The 22675-nt window shown below is 63.7% G+C and carries 1 protein-coding gene (running past one end of the window); it reads right to left on the bottom strand.

The features are described 5' to 3' along the window. Positions 1-22675, bottom strand: partial view of an LEPR-XLL domain-containing protein gene (locus H0241_RS13625; protein ID WP_181058159.1) — the 5' portion only. It extends 7532 nt beyond the left edge of the window; the window shows 22675 of its 30207 coding nt (coding positions 1-22675); its start codon is at positions 22673-22675; its stop codon lies off the left edge, out of view.

Below are 22675 nucleotides of genomic sequence, written 5' to 3'. Positions count from 1 at the left end.
CGCGTGAACTGCCGAAGATCTGGCCGACCTGGAAGAAGTCGTTGCCGACGCCGCCGTCGACGGTCAGGATCGCCGCATTGTCGTCGAAATAGAAGCGGTCGTTGCCTTCATTGCCCTCGACAATGACGCGCCCATTGCTGCTGGCGTCATAATTGATGCGCTCGACCGCCGGCAGGTAACCGTCGGTGCCGGCAGGCACCATATGGGCGATGAAATTTTTGCGGAACAGGAACGTGTCCGCAATGTTTGTGCCCTCGATGGTCAGCGTGTCGACGCCATCGTCGCCGGCACCGCTGTCATGGATGTTCATGACATAGTCGGCGTCGCCCTCGATGTTGACGACAACAGCATCGGTGCCGCCCTCGCCGTCGATTGTCAGCTCGTCGCGGATGATGCGGCCGGCAGCATTGCGGCCGAAGGCGGGCAGGCCGTTGGCCCCCGCCGCCACGACTTGGCCGAGATAAGTGGTCATCGACGGCAGCTTGTTGACCGTGATGAGGTCCTCGCTCTCGCCGCCGTGGACAAATGTGTCGCCGCGCAGCGCGGCGACGTCGATCAGGACGCTGTCCTTGTCGAGACCGCCGACGATCTCGATCTGCGGTGCCTGCAGTGCGCCATGCAGTTCGATGTAGGTGCCGACGCCGGGATCTGGATCGGTGACGCCGGACGCCTGGTAGTCGCCCGCAATCAGGATCTTGGTCGGCGAGATGATCACCGAGGTTGCGTTCGTATGCACGTCGTCGCCGGCCAGCAGGCGCACATCGCCCAGTGAGGCCTCCAGCGTCACGCCGGCCGCGACGGTGATGTCATCGGGAAGGTCGTCGTCGCCGATATGTGTTCCTTCAAGGTCGTCCTCGGCCCAGAATTCGAGCTCGGCCTGCTCGGCGATGCTGCTTTCGGTGATCAGGATCGGGCTCGATGCCTTGATATAGGCGCCGCCGCCGGCATTGACGCCGGAGGTCTCGGCCCGCACACCGCCAACTTCCAGCGCGCCGAGATTCTCGACCCAGGTGTCGTTCTCGTACGACCAGGATTCGAGATTGGCGACCGCCGTGGTGAGACGCTTGGCGCTGGTGCCGATGCTCTTGGACGCAAACAGATAGGTCTTGCGCGACACGACGTTGGCCAGACCGTCGGTGCGGCCGTTGAGGATGCTGCCGTTGACGGCGGTGATGAAAGCCACTGCATCGGCGAACGCCGCCGCATTGGCGGTGCCTGCGCCGGCCTCGTTGAGGATCAGATCGCCCGCGGTCTCGATCAGATAGATGCTTTCGAGGTCGGTGTGCGCACTGACCGTGCCCGCTGCGGAAGCGGAGCTGTCGATGTCGAGTTCGTTGGCGACGGAACCGATGCCGATATGGGCGGTGAGGTTGACATTGCGGCCGATCACGTCGGCCTTCGGCAGCACCAGCGCCCGTGTCTGAGGCGATTGACCGTTGTTGGAGTTCGGAACGCTCAGGTTGTAGTTCGGATCTGGCAATTCGGCGTCGATGATCGATCCTTCGTTCGCCACCAGCGTGACGTCTTCGTTGATCGAATGGATGCCGCGGAGATTCATGTCGCCGTGGGTTTCGGTCAGGAAGATCGAGCCGCCCGCGACCGCAATGATCGTGCCGCGGTTGGTGGCGTTGATGGTCGGATCGGTGGACAGGGTGCCAGTGACATCGATCTCGAGCGCGTTGGTGCTCGTGCCGATGCTGCCGGCGGCGTTGAGCCAGATGTGTTGCGCCTGGACCTTGGTTGCGGTCGAACCGGGCAGCGCGTCGACGATCGACTCATCGGTCGCGGTCAGATACGCGTTGCCGCTCTTCGAATAGACGGATTCCAGCCTGAGATCGCTGGTCGGGGCGGTGATGCGGACATCGTTCTGCGCCCGTGCGATGAGACCGCCAGTGCCGCGCATCGTCACGGTGACGGGTGTGCCGTTCTCGCCGATGTGGCCCTTGCTGGCTTCCAGCAAGATGTTGGCGCCGTCGAGATTGACGCCGCTTGTTGCAGCATTGATCAGGCTGCCGCTGGTCTTGATGCGGATGTCGTCCCCGTTCGCATTGCCCTCGCCGGCGATCACATTGCTAAGCTTGATGGTGCTTTCCGAGCCGAGATAGATGGCGCTGCCGGCCTTGGCCGTCAAAAGCTCGCCGACCGTCAGGTCGACGTCCTCGCGGCGATTGACGATGATGCGCGTGATACGTTCGGTCGTGCTCGTCGGGTCGTCGACCACCTTGGCCAGCGCGACCGTGCGGCCGAGTTCCGTGACGAACGACTGATCCGGCCCCAGACTGACCGTGATCACGTTACCGACCACCGAAACGACAGTGAAATAGGCGTTGTCCTCGGTCGCGTTCTGCGTGTTGCCGGCGATGTAAAGCAGGTCGCCGGCCTTGAACATGCCGGTCGGCCAGTTGCTGGCGCCGGTGATGGTGCCTTGCGTGCCGCCGGCCAGCGCGGTGAAGTTGACCACCGTCGAGGCGATGTACGAGCTGGCGACGACGCCGGGCGAGGTCTCGTAGCCGCCGACATAGACGATGTCCTGCCGCTCGGCGGCGGCAAGCGCCACCCGCTGGTCGTCGGTCAGGATGATGTGCTGGTTGCCGTCACCGAGGTCGAGCTGGAGTTCGGCCTGCACATTGCCGATGTTCTGCTTGGCGTGGATCTCGACATTCTTGCCGACGATGTTGGCGCTTTCGATCACCACTTCCGTGTCGGTAACCGACTTGGTCAGGCCCGACCCGAACGCATTGAGCAGCTCTTCCTCGGACCAGACCTTGATCGTGCTGGTGAGGTCGGTCGCCTTGTTGCCGACGGCAAACAGGAGCCTGTAGCCAAAGGTCCGAGCGGCATCGTTCTGCGTCTCGTTCAGCGTACCGAACTGCTCGTTGAGCTTGCGGTATTCGGCGGTGCGGATATCGCGCTCGGTCTGGATGCCGTCCGCCACATAGGCGCTGAGCGCACTGCCGGAAAGCCCACTGAGCGTCCCTTGAGTGGTCAGGCTGGCTGTGAGGGTAGTCAGCTCGGAACCGGTGATGGCGACGACATATTCGGGATCGAACTTTGTCGGGTCGGCCTGGCCGTTGCGGTAGCTCCAATACTGGTCGTAGTCGGCCTTGATGTCGGCGCCCATGAACAGCGTCGCATCCTGCTGCGTCTGACCGAGGCGGCCGAACATCTTGTCGAGGTCGGCATAGTCGGCGGTCAGCCTGTCGGATTCCGAGTCGAGCGCATCCTGCAGATGGGCGTCGACATAGGCCTGCAGCCCGGCATCAACGTAGGCGCCGATGTGATCGGCGATATAGGACTTGATGTAGGATTCCAGCACGTCGCCCGCAAGCGGATCGGTGGCCGCGTCGTTGAGGTCGTTCGCCTCGGCGCGCAGGTCGATCGCGCCCTGCGCCTGCAGGGCCGCGGTGCCGCTGGCACTTACCTTATCTTCTACAGCTGCGCTCTGGCCGGCCGTCAGCACGATCTGGTGGTTGGGGTCAAATGCCGTCGGATTGGCCTGGGTGTCGCGGTAAGCCCAGTACTGCTTGTAGGCAGCCTCGATGTCCGGACGGTAGGTGGAACCGTAGCCGGCATAGATAGCGCTGAGGTTGGTGTATTGAGCCGTGCGGTTGGCTTCCAGCGTTGCGATCGCGGCAGCGGCATCCGCAGACGAGAGGGTGTCTTCGTAATACTGGCGTTCGGCGTCGCTCAGCTTCACCGTGCCCGAAACCGAGTCGAAGCTCGCCTTCAGGCGCCAGTAGGTGTCGTACTCGCCGCGCTTCAGCATCTCGTAGCCGAGCAGCGTCGCGTTGATCTTGTCCTGCGCGCCGGTGGTTCCTGTCAGTTGCAGATCGGTCCAGACACCTGCCTTCAGCTCGTCATAGGTGCGCTTGTCCTTGACCGAGACGTCATCGGAATCGAGCAGCGAGCCGTTCTGGACCTCGATCCAGACATTGCCAAGCGTGGTCAACCGCTCGAGATGCATGTTGCCAGCGGTCTCGGAGACAAAGATATCGCCCTGCGCGGTGATGTTGACCTTGTCGTCATTGCCGTCGCCGGAATCGATCTGCAGCGCATGCGTCGTCGAATTGCCGACGCCGCCTTGGGCGCCAGCCGGCAGCGCGCCCTGGCCGTCGACATAGGTGTCGGCGGTCAGCGTGATCTTGGCGCCCTTGACCAGGCCCTGCAGGTAGGTGCTCGGGCCGGTATCTGCGACGACGATGCCGGCTTGCCCGATCAGCGTTACATTGCCCTTGTCGGCGATGACCGACTTGATCGACATGTCGCCGGTGCGTTCCTTGATGTAGATATCGCCATTGGCTGAATGGCCGGTCAGGTAGGCATAGGCGGTCGACTGGCCGGAGACGCCCTTGTAGCCCTCGGGATAGAGGTCGACGAGGTCGATCTGCAGCGGCCGCTCGTCGGTGCCGATGCCCTGCTTGCCGTCGAGTGCGACGCGCACGCCCTGCACGACGGAATTGTCGTTGCTCGCCTCGATCACCGTGTTTGAGACGATCTGGGTCAGGCCGGTGTCGTTGTAGATGCCGTTGTCGACGATGACCTTGCCCGAGCCGGTCGAGTTGATCTTAACCGTGGCTTCCTCGTAACCGATGAAGCTGATCTGCACCGGCAGGTCGGCCTTGATCGAATTGGTCGCCGTCGTCTGCGTGCGGCGCTCGACCGTGTATTTCTGGTAGTAGGTCTTCTTGCCGTACCAGGTGCTGGTCGTCCACTTGTCGCCCGGCACCGGATCGGTCTGGCTAAGCGTAATGGTCGCTGAGCTATGGGTGTACGGGTCGGAGACGTTGCTCTGGTAGAAATAATCGCTGCCGGGAACCAGCGTCGGCTGTTCGAGCAGCTTGTATTCCGTCTTGACGACATTAGCCGGATCGGCGGCGAGGAAATCGATGCCGAGCCAGGCCGACGTGCCGTAGGTTGTCGTGACGCTTTCCAGCGTCTTGGTCGCCACCGACCAGCCATAGCGCCATCCGGCCTGTGGATTGTACTGCGTGACATAATCCCAGCTGCCATTGTGCTGGCCGGCAACGGTGTTGAGCGTCACCGCCCCGGTCTCGACCATCTGCTTGGTCGCCACCGGCTGGCCGTTTGCGCCGAGCGCGCCCACCACCGGCTTGAAATCGACGACGCGCACGTCGACTGTTCCGTCGATCTGCGTCTGGTACCAGGTCTGCGTATAGCCGCCGTCGCTGCGCTTCGACTTGTCGTTGAGGATGATCGTGCCGAGACCGCGCTCGGTGACATCGATGCGCTTGATCAGAACGTCATAGTTGGAGGCATTGTTGACGGTGACGTTGACATAGGCGCCGAGCGCCTTGATCTGGCCCTTGCCGGTGTTCATCAATTTGCCGGTGATGGTGATCGACCCGGCCGGCGTGCGAAATTCCTGGATGACGATCTTGCCGAGGTCCGAATCCCAGTACGCCTTGAACTCGTTGTACTGGGCGGTCTTCAGCATGATCTTGCCGGGCTGGATCTTGCCGCTGGCAATGTCCTTCTTGATCTGGTCGATTTCGGCGATCGTGTCGGCGCCGATGTTCAGCACATAGTCGCTGGAGCCGCTCTGGATCAGCCCGTTGAGGTTCACATATTCGGCGTTGATCGAGATCAGGCTGGCATAGATGCCGCTGGTCGGCGCTTTCGCGAGCTCGGCATCGCGGTCGGCATCGGTCGCAGCGCCCATGCCGTCCGGATTGGTGATCTGCTTCCACGCCAGATAGGGGTCGCCGCCGGTGTTGAGCACGCTGCCGGGCGGCAGGTCGATCACCACCATGCCGGCGGTGATGACATGCAGCGAGGCGCTGTGGATGTTGCCGGTGATGGTGATGTCGCCGGAGCCGATGCTGTTGTCGAGCGTGACGCTGGCCGAGATCGCATCGATATCGCCGGAGACGGTGATGCCGGGCCACGGATTGTGGCTGGTGTCGACGATCAGCGTGTTCTTGATCAGCACCGTATTGACCGGCGCCACGCCGAAGGTGCGGGTAATGTCGAGATTGACCAGGCCCGGAACCAGCACCGGCTCGCCGCCGCGCTGGTCGTCCGAATTGTCGTCATTGGCATTGGCCTGGTTCTGCCCGGCGATCACGCCGTTGAGCAGGCCGCGCACGATGGCCGGATCGGTTTCCGCGCTGTCGATCTTCGAGATCTCGTTCTGGAAGCCGTTGAAAAAGACGCCGCCATTGTTCTCGGGGATGTAGATGCCCTGAATGTCGAGGAAGGCGGTCGTGTTGTTGGTGATCTTGACGCTGACATTACCGGGCGCGTCGAGCTTGCCCGAGCCCTGCAGCACGTCGCCATTGATGTTGATATAGCCGGCTTCGGCCAGGATCGGTTTGACATGGATGGTCAGCACATTCTTCTGGACCGGCAGCAGCCCGGTCTGGGGCACGCCGTTGATGACCACCTGGTGGCCCTGGGCATCGAGAATCGGCACCACCTCGACCAGGCCGAGGAACTGCAGTTCGCTGACCATCCGCTTGATCTCGCGATTGTAGAACGCGACGAGGTCGGGATTGGTCGAATATTCCAGCTTCTTGGCTTCGGCGTCGGCGATCAGGTCGAAATAGCTGGAAACCAGCGGTGCCTGGTCGATGCCCAGCGTGACGGAATCCGAGCCGGCGCCGCTATAGGTGACGGTCGGGTTCGCCGTCGTCCCGCCTATCGCGGTGATGGTGATGTCGATGTTGCGGTTGAGGCCCGTGCGCACGGTGCCGTCAACGGTGACAATCGCATGCGAATCGGTATGCGCCAGGCCGTCGAACTGCGCATAGGCGTTGCCGCCCAGCGCCTTGTCGATGGCGCCCGCCAGCGCCGAGGCCCAGTTCACCGCCTTGCCCTGCGAAGTCATGTTGGCGAAGGCGGACTTGTCGGCGAACAGCCTGACATTGCCGCCGGTCTCGACCAGCGCGCCGGCGAAGATGGTGATCAGGTTTTCCTGGTAGAGCAGCGCATCGGACACGACATGGTCGATCGGAATGACGCTGCCGGCAAACGTGTCGCTGTAGACGGCGACGCGATAGACGTCGTGGTTGGAATTGGCATCCATGCCGACCAACACATTGACGTCGCTCAGCGCCTTGATGTGCGAGCCGTTGCCGACGAGCACGCTGTTGGTCGGGCTGAGGTCGATCGTGGCATCCGCCACCGACACGGTGACGCCGCCATAATTATCGACGCTGACATGCAGCTCGGCATCGGCATTGGTGTCGGCCTTGAGGTCGATCTCGCCGACCGTGTTCAGCTCGACATTGCTGTCGACCGCCGTATTGGTTCCGATCTGGACGGTCGCGAAGACATTGTCGGCATCGAACTTGCTCGATGCCCCGATGCCGGAACCGAGGCCGCCGCCCTTGTAGGAGACGTTCTCGTAGAAGTGGATGTCGTTGCGCGCCGCAATCGTGAACTCGCCGGCTGTAAGCGAGCTGCCGATCACCTTGAGCTGCGCATTGTTCTTGACCAGTGTTTTGGTGTTCAGCGTCAGATGCGTGTCGCTGCTAACGCCGGCACCGGCGACCAGGCCGCCCGTGCTGCCATTGACGTTGTCGCCGATGTTCGGCTTGTCGAAGCGGTTGAGCGAGGTGGCGTTGATCGCATAGGCGGTAACCTTGGCGCCGTCGCCGACAATCACATTGGAGGTCGAATTGATGTTGTTGTCGGCCTCGGCGCCCGAGCCGGAAAGCACGCCATAGGCGCTGGTGACGATCACAGTATTGGCGCGCGCCAGGTGATCCGATGTCATGGCGAAACGGCCGGCGATCCCCTGATAGAGGGTGAAGGCCGCTGCAGTTTCGCCGGCAAGCTGCGTCGCTGCCTTGGTAAGCGTTATCTGCGCGTTGTCGCCCAGTACGGCCTGGGTCACCGCATTGGAGGTCGTGTCGGCCACGGCGGCCGCAATACCGACCAGGCCGCCGGCGCCGGGCGAGCTCGTTGCCTGGTTGTCGTCGCTGCCCAGCGCTGAAATGCTCATCGCGCCGGCGTTGATGGTGATTCCATTCGCCACCTGGGCGGTGGTGTTGGCGACCGCAACGCCATTGTCGACATGCTGTAGCGACTGCGCCTTGGCCTTGGTGACGCCCGCGGCGACAAGTCCATAGGCGGCGCTGTTGGAATCGGCGCGCTGGCGGCTGTCATTCTGCGCCGCGACGCTGACGCCGCGTGCCGCGGTGATCAGCGTGCCGGTGCCGATCAGCGCCATCACCGTGCTGGTGTTGATCGCTTCGGTGACCGTCGCATCGACGCCGATCAGGCCGCCGGCAAGGCCTTGCGCCTTGGCGTTCGCCGTATCACCGACCGAGGGCAGCGTCTGGCTGGCCGCCAGGCGCAGGCTGTCGACATTGAACGTCGTGCTGCTTGTCTCGGCGCTGACGTGAGTGTCAACATTGGCCTTGGCGAGCGAGACGCCGACCGCCGCGGTGCCGGCATTGACGCCCTTAGCTTCGGAACGCGCCTTGGGTGTCGCCACGGCCTCGATCACGACCGCGCCGGCCTTGACGTTCGATCCTGAAACATCGGCCGAAACGATCGAGCCGATGTTGGATGTAGCCGAAGCGCCACCGGCCGCCAGGCTGAATATGCCGATCGCCAGCGAGATCGCGTCGACCGTGGAGACGACCGTGGTCACGTCATGCGCGCTGAGCGTCAGCGAGCCGTTGATGTTGAGCGTGCTGTCTTCGAGCCGCACCCCGGTGGTGGAAGAGACTGTGTTGGTAACCACAGCGCCGCCACCTGCAACGGTGACACCAAGGTCCGTCGATGCCGCAAGCGACGCCATGATGGCGCGCGCCGTCAGGGAGGCGTTCTCGTTCGCGGTGATCGACATCGAGCCGCTGTTTGCCGCATAGGCTGGCATGACACGCGGCAGGAAGGTCGGTCCCGCACCCGGCACCGTGTAGATATAGCCATTGGCCTGCACCGGAATGTCGCCGGTGACGGTGATGTTGGCATCCTCGGCATAGGCGGAGACGTCGTTGTCGATCAGATTGTCGGCAAGCGCGACGCCGAGCGCCACCGCGCTGCTGCCGGTAGCAAAGCCGATCGATATCGCCACTGCGGCAGCGCCCGCGAAGGCATCGATCTTCGACGTATCCAGCGCCTGGACGGTGACATCGCTGGCCTTGATGGTACCGCCATCGATGAAGGCGTGGGCGTCGACGCCCACCTTGTTGACCGTCACAGCCGCCGCTCCGGCGGCACTGAAGGCAAAACCGCCGGCGGCAAGCGCGACCGAGGCCGCCGCTACATTGGCGTCGATCGTCTGGCTGGACGTCGACGACACGCCGAGCGCGCCGTAGCTGTCGACATTGGTGTCCTGAAGATAGGCCGAAACCTCGACGCCCGAACGTGTGCCGTCGCCCTTGAAACCTATATTGTTGAGCGCGACGCCAAAGCCGAGAGAGGCGCCGACTGCCACGCCACCGATCGCCACGCCGACCGCAGCCGCAAGCACATGGGCATTGATAGCAGAGGTGTTCGACGCGCTAAAACCGATGGCGCCACCGGCATCCAGCACGCTGTCCGTCGCATAGGCCCGCGTGCCACCGAGGATGGTGTTCAGCGCAACAGCGCCGCCGCCCGCGACCGACACCGACACCGCGCCGCCGGAAATGGCGACGGCAGCCGCAGCCGTAATCGCGTCGATGGTGGCGCCTTCGCTGGCCGAGACAGTGATCGTGCCCGGTGCTGCCGCATGTGTTGGCACATTGGTCTCGACGCCGGCGGTGTAGGTTGGGTTGTGGACCGGTATATCGGTGACCGCCACATCGGCGAAGTCGAGATAGGCGTCGACATCATTGGCGATGGTGTTCTTGGCGACCGCGACGCCGAAGCTGACGCCGACGCCGACCGAACCGATGGCCGCCGAGATCGCGGCAGCACCAGCATTGGCGGTGATGTGCGAAGTATCTTCCGCGCTCACATTCACATTGGCCGCACGGATCGTCGCCTTGTCGTTCGAAGACACGCCGGTGATGGAAGCCTCGGTCAGAACGCCGATCATGTTTTCGGTGTAGACGCCGGCGCCCGCGACGCCGACGCCGACGGTGCCAGCGCCGAGCGCGACAGCGCCTGCGATCACCAGCGCATCAATGGTCTGGCCGGCCTTGGCGTGAACCGTGAGTGTGTCGTCCGCCGTCACGCCGCTGTCGATGATGGTGGCGCTGACGCCGCCGCTGTTGGCGGCGTTGAAGGTCGGCGCCCGGGTCGGATCGGGCGTGCCGTCCGCTTTGACGGGATTGACGGGAACCGTCCAGTTGCCGATCTGGTTGAGCGCAACCGACACGCCGATGGCGGCGCCGACGCCTGGACCCGCCGAGGCGCCGACCGCGAGCGACAGCGCTGCGATCTTGGCGGTAATGGCGGAGGTCGAGATCGCTTCGACGGTGACAGCGCCGTCACTGTCCAGCGTGCTGCTGACGACCGTAGCGATGGTGTTGTCGTTGATCGTGTTCTTGGCCGTGGCACCCGCGCCCGAGAACGCGATGCCGGCGCTGGCGCCGATGCCGATGCCGATCGACGCCGCTACCGAGAGGGCATCGATGGTGGCGCCCTGTGTCGCCTTGACCGACAGATCGCCTGACGTGGAGGTCAGCGTCTGACCGTCCAGCACGCCGGCATAGGTGTCGTTGTGGATGTCGTTGAGCGCGATCGAAACGCCAATGGTGACAGCGACACCCGTGGCGCCGAAGCCGGCGGCCAGCGAGGCTGCCCCGACATTTGCCGTGATGTGAGACGTGTCGGTTGCGCCGATGGCGGCCGAACCGACCGTGATGATGGATCCGGTCTGGTCGTCCGGGTCGTCGAGGAAAGCCGCGGTGCGCACCGCAATCGTGTTGCGGGCACCGGCGCCGGCGCCACTGATGCCGACACCAGTGCTGCCGGCGCCGATCGCCGCCGATCCGGCCGCCACGAGGGCGTCGATGATCTCCGTCGAGGTCGCGTCGACTGTGAGCGCGCCGGTGGCTTCGATGGAGCTGCCACGCACATAGGCCTGAACCTGGTCGCGATCGGCTTCACCATGGCCGATCTCATTGATCGCCACGGCCGCGCCAAACGACGCAGCGCCGCCGACGGTCCCGCCGACGCCAAGCGACAGCGATTCGGCAAGTGTATCGGCCTTGATGGTCGAGGAGGCCTTCGCGGTAACCGAGACGGAACCCGCATCGGTGATCGTGCTTGCCTCGATGAAGGCGTTGGTGTCGGTGGCGATGTTGTTGAGCGCCACCGCGCCGCCACCGCTGAACGAAATGCCGTTGGTACCGCCGATGGCCACCGAAATCGATGCGGTGGCGACAGTCGCATGGATCTTGGCGCCGTTCTCGGCGCTGACTTCTATGGCGCCGCTCGCATCCGCCTCATCGATATTTTTGAGATAGGCGGCGACATTGTTCTGGATCTTGTTTTGCGCCATCGCAAAACCGATCGACATCGCAACGCCATTGGTGCCGGCCATACCGGCGGCAACGCTGGCCGCGCCGGCCAGCACATCGATGGTGCTTTCGTCGAGAGCCCCGACATCGATCGATCCGACGCTGATCTCGCCGCCGTTCGGCGTGTCGGTAATGTAGGCCTGCGTCGCCACCGCGACGAAATTCAGCGTGTAGACGCCGCCGACGCTGACCCCGAAGCCTGTCGTGCCGCCACCGGCGATCGCCACCGAACCGGCGGCCACAAGGGCATCGATATCCTGCTTGGAATGGGCGTCGACCTTCACCTGGCCGTCGCTCGCTACATCGGTGTTGCTGATGAAGGCACGCACGCCGGTCGTGCCGTCGGCGGCAAGCGTTGCATTGCCAGTCGGCAAGCTGCGGCCGCTGGTGGCGTCGACAGCCTCTGTGACTGTCCAGTCGCCGATGCGGTTGACGGCGACCGCGGCGCCGATCGAGGCGCCGATGCCGGTGGTGCCACCGCCGCCGACCGCGGCCGACGCCGCCAGGACCGTGGCGGTGATTTTCGACTGGCTGAGCGCTTCGACGCTGACACTGGCGCTGTCGAGGATGCTGGAGTTGGTGATCGACGCCAACGTGTCGACATCGATGAGGTTGGAGAGCCCGGCACCCGCGCCGCTAATGGCGATGGAAGACGTGCCGGAGAAGGCGACCGTCATCGATGCGGCCGCACCCTTGGCTTCGATCAGCGCGTGGTTGTCCGCCTTGACCGTGATGGCGCCACCGGCGGAAAGCTCGGCATGATCGGCCTTGGCGGCGACACTGCCCTTGATGTCGTTGAGAGCTACCGCAAGCCCGATCGAGAATGCTTTCGCATTGGTCGAGGCGAAGGCGGCCGCGACCGTTGCCGCCGCGGCAAACGAATGGATCTGGCTCGTGTTGAGTGCCTCGACATCGATGCCGCCGGCGCCGCCGGTGATGGTCGACGTGTCGTCGACGACGGTGCCGCCGTCAATCAGGGCCGTGGTGTCGGCGGCGATGCTGTTCTGCGCAAAGACGCCGCCGGCGCTGAACGCAGTGCCGTTGCCGGATGCCGAAATGCCGACCGCGACGGAAGCCGCCACGGTGAGTGCGTCGATGGTCTGGTTGGAGGTCGCGGTAACCCCGACCTTGTTGCCGCCGACCGTCGAATGACGGATGCGCGCTTCGGTCTTCAGCGGCGTCGCAACGCCAGGCGCTTCGATGCTGCCGGCATAGCCGACATAGTTGAAGGCAAGCACGATGCCGACCGCGATCGCGGTGCCGTTGGCCGAGAACCCGCCGGCGAGCGAAGCGGCCGCTGCGGCAATCTTGGCGTCGATGTCGGCGGTGTTGGTTGCCGAGACGGTGACGTCGCCGGTCGCGCTGACGTCGCTGTCCTGGATCAGTGCGTCGACCGCACCCAGTATGGTGTTGAAGGCGATGGTGCCGGCGACGCCGACGGCCAGTCCGCTGCCGGTGCCGGCAGCCACCGACACGGCGGCGGCCGCAGCCGTGGCGTCGATCTTGCCCGCCTGCGAGGCGCTGACCGAAACACTGCCGGCATTGAGGTCGGCGACGTTGTCGATGGTGGCGGAGACCGTGGCGTCGACTGCATTGCGCGACACCACCAGGCCGATAGAGACGGATTTGCCGTTCGGATTGGCGCCGTAAGTATAGTTGATGGAAATCACCGGCGCGATGACATGCGAGGTGATTTCACTGGTGTTGCTGGCCGAGACGATCAGCGCGCCGTCGGCGTCGATGTTTGCGGAATCCTCGATCGAGGCACCCACCACCATCTGCACGCGGTTCAGGGCAAAGACACCGCCGACGCTGACTGCGTTCGGCGCGCCGCCGCGCAACGTCTTGACGTAGTTGGAGATTTCCGAGTTTATTTTCTGCGAGGCGGTGGCCGACACCGTCACGGCGCCGGTCATGTCGACCTTTGAGTTGTCGATCTTGGCCTCGATGGCCGCGTTCTCGTCATGGCCGTAAATGGTATCGACGAGGTCGGTGCCGACCAGTGCGTCGACGGTGTTGAACAGGAAGTTCTGGCCGGCAATGCCGATCGTATTGAAGGCCAGCGTGATACCGACCGCCGTCGCCTTGGCGATGGTGTCGGCATCGATGGTTGCGTCGATGTCAGCCGAGCTCTCGGCCGTCACGCCGAGATCGGCGCCGGAGATATCGCTGTCGGTGACGTATGCCTTGGCGTGGCTCACCACATTGTTGGTGGCGATGACGCCGTTGACGGCAATCGACTTGCCCTTGGCGCTGCCGGTGACTTCGACGCGCGCCTTGATGTCGGCCAGAATGGCGCTGGTCTGCAGTGCCGAGACAAGCACTTTGCCGGTGGCGATGATTGTTGCCGCGTTGATTGTCGCGGATGCGCCGCTGTCGATGTCGTTGCGGATCGCCATGCCGCCGACGCCGACGGCGTCACCGCCGGCCAGGCTCGGCACAATGTTGTCGTTCACCCAGTCAATGACGTCGTTGACGATGTATTTCGACCACTCGCTGCCCGTGAAATCCTCGGTCGAGAAGTCGACGATGGCGCCGTCGGGACCGTCATAGACCCAGGTCTCGCCCGCCGTCGCATCGCCCTTGTCGGCGTCGATATAGACAAGGTCGCCGTCATTGACGGTCTGCACCCCGGACTGCGTGGTGAACTGGTAGCTGCCCAGCGCCGTCTTGGCCAGATTGGCCAGCACGCTGATGCCGTAGTCGTTCTTGATCTCGGCCAACGCCAGCAGGTTGCCGTGCGAGGTGATCGACGCATCGTCGGTCGCGGAAACCTCGACGCTGGCTCCGTTGACCTCGAGGCTCGTCGAGCCGCTGTTGTCGATCTTGGCGGTCGCCTCGCTGGCGACCTTGTTGCTGGCGATGATCAGGCCAACGGCCTTGCCGTTGGTACCGGAGATCGAGGTTGCCGAGGACGTCGCCTCATTGCTGACCGAGGCATCGATCGACGCCTTGTTGTCTGACGTCACCGACACCGCGCCGTCGGCGTCGATTTCGGAATCGATGATCGAAGCCGACGTCATCGCCGGGTTGCGGCCGCCGAAAGCGTCGGCGATCAAATCGTCGCCGAGCAGCGCATCGACACCGTTGAACAGGATGTTGGTCGCCTGCCAGCCAATCGAATTGAAGGCCATCGTCACGCCGACAGTGTCGCCGCCGCTGGAGTAGGCCGAGCTCTTGGTGTCGGCGACGATCGACGAAACGTTCTGGGCCGCGACATCCACGTCGCCGCCGCTGGTCACATCGCTGTTTTCGATGGTCGCGGTAGCGCTCGACTGCACGATGTTGGTGGCGATGGTGCCGTTGATGGCCAGCACCTTGTCCTTCACCGTCTCCTGCTTCGGGTCGGCCGGCGTTTCCGGCGTCGTCGGATCCGGCGTGGTGGTGCCCGGCGTCGTTGCCGGGTTGGTGTCGGCCGCACCGGTCTTGCTGTCGCCGTCCCAGTCGACCGAGCTGCCGCCGGAGGCCGAGACGGATGTATCGACCTTGGCGCTGATGTCGGCGCTTTCCAGCGCCACCACCTGGACGTCGCCAGCGGTGCTGGTCACGGTCGCGTTCTTGATCGAGGCGTTGGAACCGCCGCGCACGTCGTTCATGACGATCAGGCCGCCGACCGCTTTGGCGGGCGCCGCCGACAGGTTCAGATCCTGAAGCAGAAGCGTGGCTTCCGGCGCTTCCTTCCAGAAGCCGAGATTGGAGAAGTCGGTCGCCGCCAGATCCATCTCGGCCGGCGTGCCGCCCATATAGATGTAGATGCTGCCGTCATTGCCGCCGATCGGGATCCACTCGGCCGGGTCGAGATTGTTGACGCCGGCAGCGGCAAGCGCTTCGAGGTCGATAATGTCGTCGTCGCCGATATAGCGGTAGATCGGGCCGTCTTCGCCGTCCGCACCCTCGAACTGCACCGCATCGTCGGTCTTGATCGGGAACTTCGTCGGCGGCAGCATCTGGTCGAGATTGATGACAACATTGCCGGTGAAGTCGTCGGACAGCCGCACCCGGTCGCCGAACTTGATGGTGCGGATCTTTGTGCCAAGACCGTCATCCGGGTTCGTGTCGTAGTCGGCATCGTAGAGATCGTTCAGCGTCTCCTGGATGATGGCCGCGCCGCCGTCGCTGCTGACCGTCGTGTCCGAAACCAGCTTCGAATTGGAGTAGACGCCCGATGAATCGTTGGCCGTGACCTGGACACCGTCGCCGGCGACGATGGTCTTGCCGGTGGACCCGGTGTTGTCGATGGTCGCCTTGGCGACACCCGACACCTTGTTGGAGGAAATGATGACGCCATAGGAAGAACCGGAAGCGCCGTGGATGGCGGCGGAATCCGTCACCGCCGCATTGCTGACCGTGGCATTGATCTGGGCGTTGTTGAGCGCCGACACGTCGATCGCGCCGTCGACGTCGACCGAACTATTCAGGATCGAGGCGGTGGCGCCGGCGCCGATATTGTCACCGAAGCCCTGGTCGGAGATGTAGGGCGCACCAATCAGCGTATCGATGGTGTTGAACAAAAGGTTCTGCGCGTCCCAGCCGACCGAATTGTAGGCCAATGTAACGCCGGCCGCGGTCGCGCCCGAAGAGCCGGACGAATACATGCGCGCGTCGATGCGCGCCTCATTATCGGCGGTGACGTCCAGATCGCCGCCGCCGGTAACCGTGCTGTCCTGGACAGTCGCGGTGGTCTTGCCGAGCACGACATTGGTGGCGATCTGGCCGCTGAAGCCGAGCACCTTGCCCGAACCGTCTATGCCGCTGCCGCCCGAGGCCGACACGGTGTTGGTGGTGTAGGCGGTGATTGTCGAAACGCCCTTGGCCGCGACCTTCACGTCGCCGGCGGCGGCATCGACCGTGGCTTTCTTGATGTAAGCCTGGGAATCGCCGCGCACGTCATTGTAGGCGATGCTGAGCCCGATCGACTTGGCATTGGTGGTGACGACATTGCCGATATTGGGGAAGAAGATGTCCTCGAAATCCGAGGTCTTCAGTTGCTGCCATTTCGTCGTGTCGGAATAGTCGACGACCAGCGGGTCGTGGCTGCCGAGGTTGACGTTGGTAAGCGGCGTCTCACCGATGTATTTGTAGACCTCACCCGAATTGAGGTCGAGCGCCTTCCATGTCGCCGTGTCGGTTAGCACGATACCGGTGTTGGCCGTGATGGGATCGGCCCCGAGATAGCGGTAGATGGTGCCGCCCTTCTCGACCAGGTCGCCATGGACGATGTCGAGCGGATCGCCCGGCGCTTTCGTGTCGAGGTCGACCTCGGCGGTCAGATAGTCGAGCGCAACACGAACCTTGTCGTCTTTCTCGACCGTCCTGACGCCGGATTTGGTGGTGAATTCATAGTCGCCGGCGCCGAGCTCGTCGGCCGCCCTGCCGACAGCGCCCTTCAGCGCGTCGAGCGTGTTTTCCGGCAGCGCGGTCGACACCACGGTGATGTCGGCCGAAATCTTTGCCGCATTGGACGACTCGACGTTGATGGAGCCGTCCGCCTCGACCTGCCGGGTGGTGGTCCCGCTGTTGTCGATATAGGCCGAAGCGCCGGCGCTGACCTTGTTGCTGGCGAGGATGACGCCGGCGGCCATGCCCGAAGCGCCATACTTGGCGGAAACGCCAAATCCGTTGTTCCACTCCTGTTTGGCTTCGCTGCCTGTAGTCGCCGAGATCTCGGCGGTGGTGTCGGCCGAAAGCGCGATGCTGCCGGCAATGTCGACATCCGAATTCTTGATGAAGGCGCTCGTCTGGAACGGATTTTCGCCACCCAGCGCCTCGCTGACTTCGGGCGAACCGATCAGCGTGTCGGCGGCGTCGAAGAAGATGTTCTGCGGCTCCCAGCCGATGGCGTTGAAGGACAGCACGAAGCTGGCGGCCTTGCCGCCGGCATAGGCGGCGCTGAGCGCAGTCGCATCGATCGTCGCTTCATTGACCGCACTAACGGTGAGGTCGTTGCTGGCAGCAGCACCCGTGCCCTTGGCGATCGTGCTGTCGGTCACGGCGGCGGTGGTGCTGCCCAAAATGGTGTTGGCGACCGAGACACCGCTGGCGGCCAGCGACGCATTGCCGGAATCGTTGAGCGATTCGAAGTGGCTGGTATCGACGGCGGTGATCTTGGCGCTCTGCTTGGCTGTCACCGAGACCGCGCCGGTGGTGGTGACGCTGGTGGAGACGAGCTCGGCGTCGACCGTGGTGTTGATCTGGTTGCGGGCAAAGATGCCGCCCAGCGCCTTGCTCTTGCCGTCGACGATCTTCTTGCTGACGCCGGCCGCCAACAGCCCGGTCTTGACCAGTTCGGCCGGCAGCAGGGCTTCGGTGTTGATCTTCTTCCACAGGCCGAAATCGGTGAGGTTGGTTGTGCCGAGGGTGACCGCCGTGCCGTCGGCGCCCATATATTCATAGACGGCGCCCGGCTCGCCCGTCGTCTTCACCCAGTTCGCATTGGTGGCAAAGTTGATGCCCGTCAGGTCGGTGAGTGTACCGCCGCCTACATAGCGATAAATCGCACCGCCCTTCTGGACGCGATCACCCGTCGTGATCTGGACGCCGGTCGCAACGGCGCCCTCCTCGTCGAGATCGACTTCCGGCGTTTCGACCCGGACACGGTCGCCGAGGATCATGGCCGGCGTGCCGGATTTGGTCGTGTATTTGATGTCGTCGAGGACGTTGCCGGCGATGGTGTTCAGAACGTCCGTGCCAAGCGTGTTTTCCACCTTGTTGTCGGCGCCGAGATTGGTCGTCGCTTCGATCGAAGCGGCGTCCTGGGCACGCACATCGACGCTTACCGCGTTCGTCGTGCCGCCGGTGATCTTCGCCGTCGCGCCACTGCTGACCTTGTTGCCGGAGATGACGATGCCGAGCGTCGACGACGACGCTTGCGCCAGCGCCTCGAACGCCGCCGAGGCATTGGCGTCGGCTGTGGCGACGATCTTTGCGCTCGAGATCGCCTCGACGACGAGCGCGGCGTCCGAAACAATGCTGGAACTGGCGATCGAAGCCTCGACCACGAACGGGTGCTGTTCGCGCAGCTGGGTATCGCCGGCGCCGACCGGTTCGGCGATGTTGTCGACCACGTCGCCAAGCAGCGTTTCGAGCGTGTTGAACAGCAGGTTGCTGCGCTCCCAGCCGATCGTGTTGTTGGCGATCTGCAGGGCTGCCGCCTTCTTGGCGCCCTCGCCGGTCGCGACCGTCGAATTCTCGGAATTGATGAAGGAGCTGTTCTCGGCGTGCACGGTGACGGCGCCGACCTTGTCGGCAACGGTGCCGACCGTGGCATCGACGATCTTGGCCGAGGTCTCGCCCTGGATAAGATTGGTGGTGACGACCGCGCTTTGCGACTTGGTTCCGCCTGCGGAAGCAAGTTTCTTGAAGATGTAGCCCTTCGCGCCCTTCGGCGCGATCTGCTCCATCAGCTTGTCCTGGTCGAACGGCCCGCCGCCCTTGGCGCTGTTGTAGACGTCGGCATTGGCCTCGATCGTGCCGGCCGAATCGGCTGAAACCGTAACCGTGTCGGCATGCACTGTCGCCTGCGTCAGCAGCGCCGTGGCGCCGCCGCGCACGTCGTTGAGCACGATCGCGATGCCGGTCGAGCCGGCGCTGGCCTGACGCAGATTGTATTTGTCGGTGATCACCGAATAATCGAGATCCGGCTTCCACAGATCCTTGTCGGTGAAATCGACCTTGGTCAGGTCTAGAGACGGATTGTCGGCGCCGAGATAGGTATAGACATCGCCCGGCTCGCCGGGAATTTCCTCCCAGTAGGTCTCGTTGGTGAAATCGTTGACCGGATCGGCGACCTTGAAGTCGACGTGATGGGGTGCCAGGCCGACATATTTGTAGAGATGGCCGATGCTGCCCGGTGAGGACAACAGGACGATGTCGCCGGTGTTGACGTCGAGCGGCGTCTTCTTGCCGTCGGTGGACAGATCATAGTCGAGGCCAACCGTGGTGCCGTAGGCGAGCGGCACAGTCAGTCCGTCGGTTAGCTTGCGGTCGGATACCAGCTGCACGCCGAGCCCGTCTTCGACGAAGCGCTCAAGGCTGTGCAGGCCGCCGTCGCTGCTGGCTTCGGCCGAGCCGGTGATCTTGATGTTCGAATGCACCGTCGAATCGTCGTTGGCCGAAACATTGATCGCCCCGCCGGCGGTGACGGACTTCTTGGTCACGCCGCCATCGATCGTCGCGGTCGCCAGCCGGTTCACCTGGTTGTTGGCAAGCACGGCCGCCATGTTCTTGGCCGCCGCCTTGACGATGCCGACATCCGTCGTGTTCTTCGAGATGTTGGTGACGGTGGTGTTGGCGACGCCCTTCGACATCGCGCTGACCAGCAGTGCGCCGGCCGCCGCGACGACAGAGTCGGTGACGTTGGCGCTGACCAGCACCGGCGTTTCATGCTGGAAGAATTGCGTGCCGATCAAGGCATCGAGCGTTGCCTTCTGCAGGGCCAGCGTGTTGCCGTTGAGCGTCGGCCCGTCGCCGAGCGTGAAGCCGATGATATTCATCGCTTCGAGGCCGGTCGTCGACTTGGTGCCGCCCTTGAACAGCCTGCCGAGCTTGCCGCGGCTGTCGATGTTGACGAAGATCGTCGCGTCTATGAACGTGTCGTCGGTCGCCGAAACCTTGACGTCGGCCGCATTGCTGGTGGTCACGGTGCTTTGCGATACCGAGGCCGTGGTCGAGCCGTTGACCACGTTGGCGGCGAGCACGCCGCCCATGATCTTCTTGGCGCTGAGCGGATCGGTCAGGTCGTCGGCGGCATCGTCCTCGAGCGGGATCGACTGCGCATAGGCGGCGATGTTGGTGGCGTTGATGGCCGAGACGCTGACGGTTCCGGACGAGGTGATGGTCGACTGCTCGACCGAAGCTGTCGTGTTCTTGAGCACTTCATTGATGACGCTGACCCTGGCGATCAGCTTCTTGGCCGGTGCATCGGCCGGCGTTATGTTGGGTTGGAATGGCTCGGCATAGGCCGCCATGGTCGAACGGTCCGCTGCCGCGACGCTCACGCCGCCCGCGCCTGCGGTGACCACGCTCTCGTCGATCCCGGCCGATGTGTCGCCGGTCACCCGGTTCTCGGCATCGAGGCTACTTGACGTATAGGTGGTGTTGCTGTCGGCGGTGACGCCGAGGCCGCCTGCCAACACTGTGACGCCGCGCACCAGCGCCTTGGTTCCTTCCGAAGCTTCATTGGTGACCGAGCCGACCGAATCGGAAACCACTTCATTGCGCACCTCGCCGCTGTTGGCGGCGGCGATCGAGGCATTGCCGTCGGCGTCGATCACTGTCGGATGCGTCGATACCACGCCCGTCGCCGGACCGACGGTGACGCCTGTCGTGCGCTGGACCAGCGTGTCGGAATCGAGCGCCGAGAACACCACGATGGTGGACAAGGTCGGCAGCAGCGCGTCTTTTTCGGTCTGCAGCGAAACGCGCACGAGGCTGTTGTCGCTCGCCGCCAGCGTCACTTCGGCCGTGCCAGTCGCAGTACCGCCATTCTGGACGATCTTGGCCGCCGCATCGACGGTGACGTTGGTGGTGTTGGTGACGTTGACGTCGGAATGAACCTGCGAATTGCTGAACCCGGCGACGACGTTTTTCGCCATCGTCTCGAGGTCCTGCTCCACGATCTCGCCACGCGCCAGCGCGTCGGTGAAGGCCTGCGAAGCGGTGCTGAAGGCGCCGGTAGGATTGGTCGGCGAGACCGCCTTGATCTCATTGATGAGATCGGTCGAGATGCTGGTCAGGTTGAGGACGCTGTCGGGGATGACGACCTCGGTCAGTCCCAGGAAATTGGGGATCGGCACGCGGGTAACGATGATATCGACATCGACGTCGGTATCGGCCGTGGCGCTCACAGTCGAGCCGGTCAGCGAAGCGGTCGCTGCCAGCGACACCGTCGATGTGTCGGTCAGCGACGCGGCGATTGTGCGCAGGCTGCTTTGTGCCTTGCCATGCGCCTTGACGGTGTTCGACGCGTGCGAGGACACCTGGACGGCGCCGACGGCCGTCAGCTTTCCGGTGATGGTGATGGTCGCTGAGGTGGCGCTGGTCGCGCTGAGCGTCGACACGATCCCGGCGGCATCCTGCGACGTGCGCGCCCAGTCGACGGCCCGGAAGTCCATCGATTGCGCACTAATGGTTGCAGACACGCCGATGTTGATGTCTTCGGCGCTCAGGCCGAGGCTGCCCGTGGTCGACACGGTCGAATTGACGGCAATCTCCTCGCCGGCATCGAGCATCAGCGAGAAGCCGGCATCGCTGGGCAGGGAAGACAGCGTCGTCACATTGGCGCTGTCGCCGAGATAGAGCCAGACTTTGCTGGTTGCCACCGAATCGTAATTGGCACCGTCGATGATCACGCGCAGCGAGCTCGCGCCATTCGCCTGCACGGTGACGTTCTTGTTGGTTGCCGCAGCTACCGTCGCCGAACGGTCGACGACGAGCACGCCGCCACCGACGGCGAAGGGCTCCATGTTCTCGAAGGCGAGCGTCGAGCCGTTCGGATTGGCGAAGGTGACCTTGCCGGAGCCGTTGGCGCCGAGCGTCGCATTGCTGGCGGTCAAGCCCCCTGAATAGACGATTGTATCGTGGCCGCCAAAGCCGCCATCCATCGTGCCGCTGAGCTTGCCGGCGGCGGCGATCGTGAACGTGTCGCTGTTGCCGTCGGCGCCCTTCAAGTTCTCCGTGCCGGTGAAGGCCACGTCGACATGCGCGCCATCGATGCTGCCGGCATTGTTGCCGCTCAGCATCCAGGCGGCGTTGGCGGAGCTGTCGAACACAACCTTGTCGTTGCCGCCGGCGCCATTGAACGAGATGACCGGCACCAGCGTATGCGTGCCGAACGAATCCTCGTCGATCTTCAGCGTGTCGTTACCGGCACCGCCGGTAATCGCGATGCTGTTCATCGTGCTGAGGTCGCCGAAGGCCAGCACCTTGCCGCCATCGGTCTGGTCGATGATCTGGACCTGCTGGATGGTGGTGGCAACGTTGTTGACAGTCTGCACCTCTTCGAGCAGCCGGACCAGGATTTCATGGTCGACGCTCGGGCCGTCGGTTGCCAGATTGACGTTGAGATCGGCGTTGAGCAGCAGGCGCGGTTCGAGCGGGTCGAAGATCAGCCGCACGCGGTCGGCGAGTTCGCGCTGCACGCGCGAGCCCTTGGCCAGCCGCGCCAGCTTGGCTTTCAGGATTTCAGAAAGCTTCGCCCGCCTATGCGAGATAGGACGACCGGAAATACCTTCCGACTTGAACGGAAACGCCAT

It is taken from the genome of Mesorhizobium neociceri (genome assembly GCF_013520985.1).
GTDB classification, from domain to species: domain Bacteria; phylum Pseudomonadota; class Alphaproteobacteria; order Rhizobiales; family Rhizobiaceae; genus Mesorhizobium; species Mesorhizobium neociceri.
This window is presented reverse-complemented; position numbering and strand designations above follow the sequence as displayed.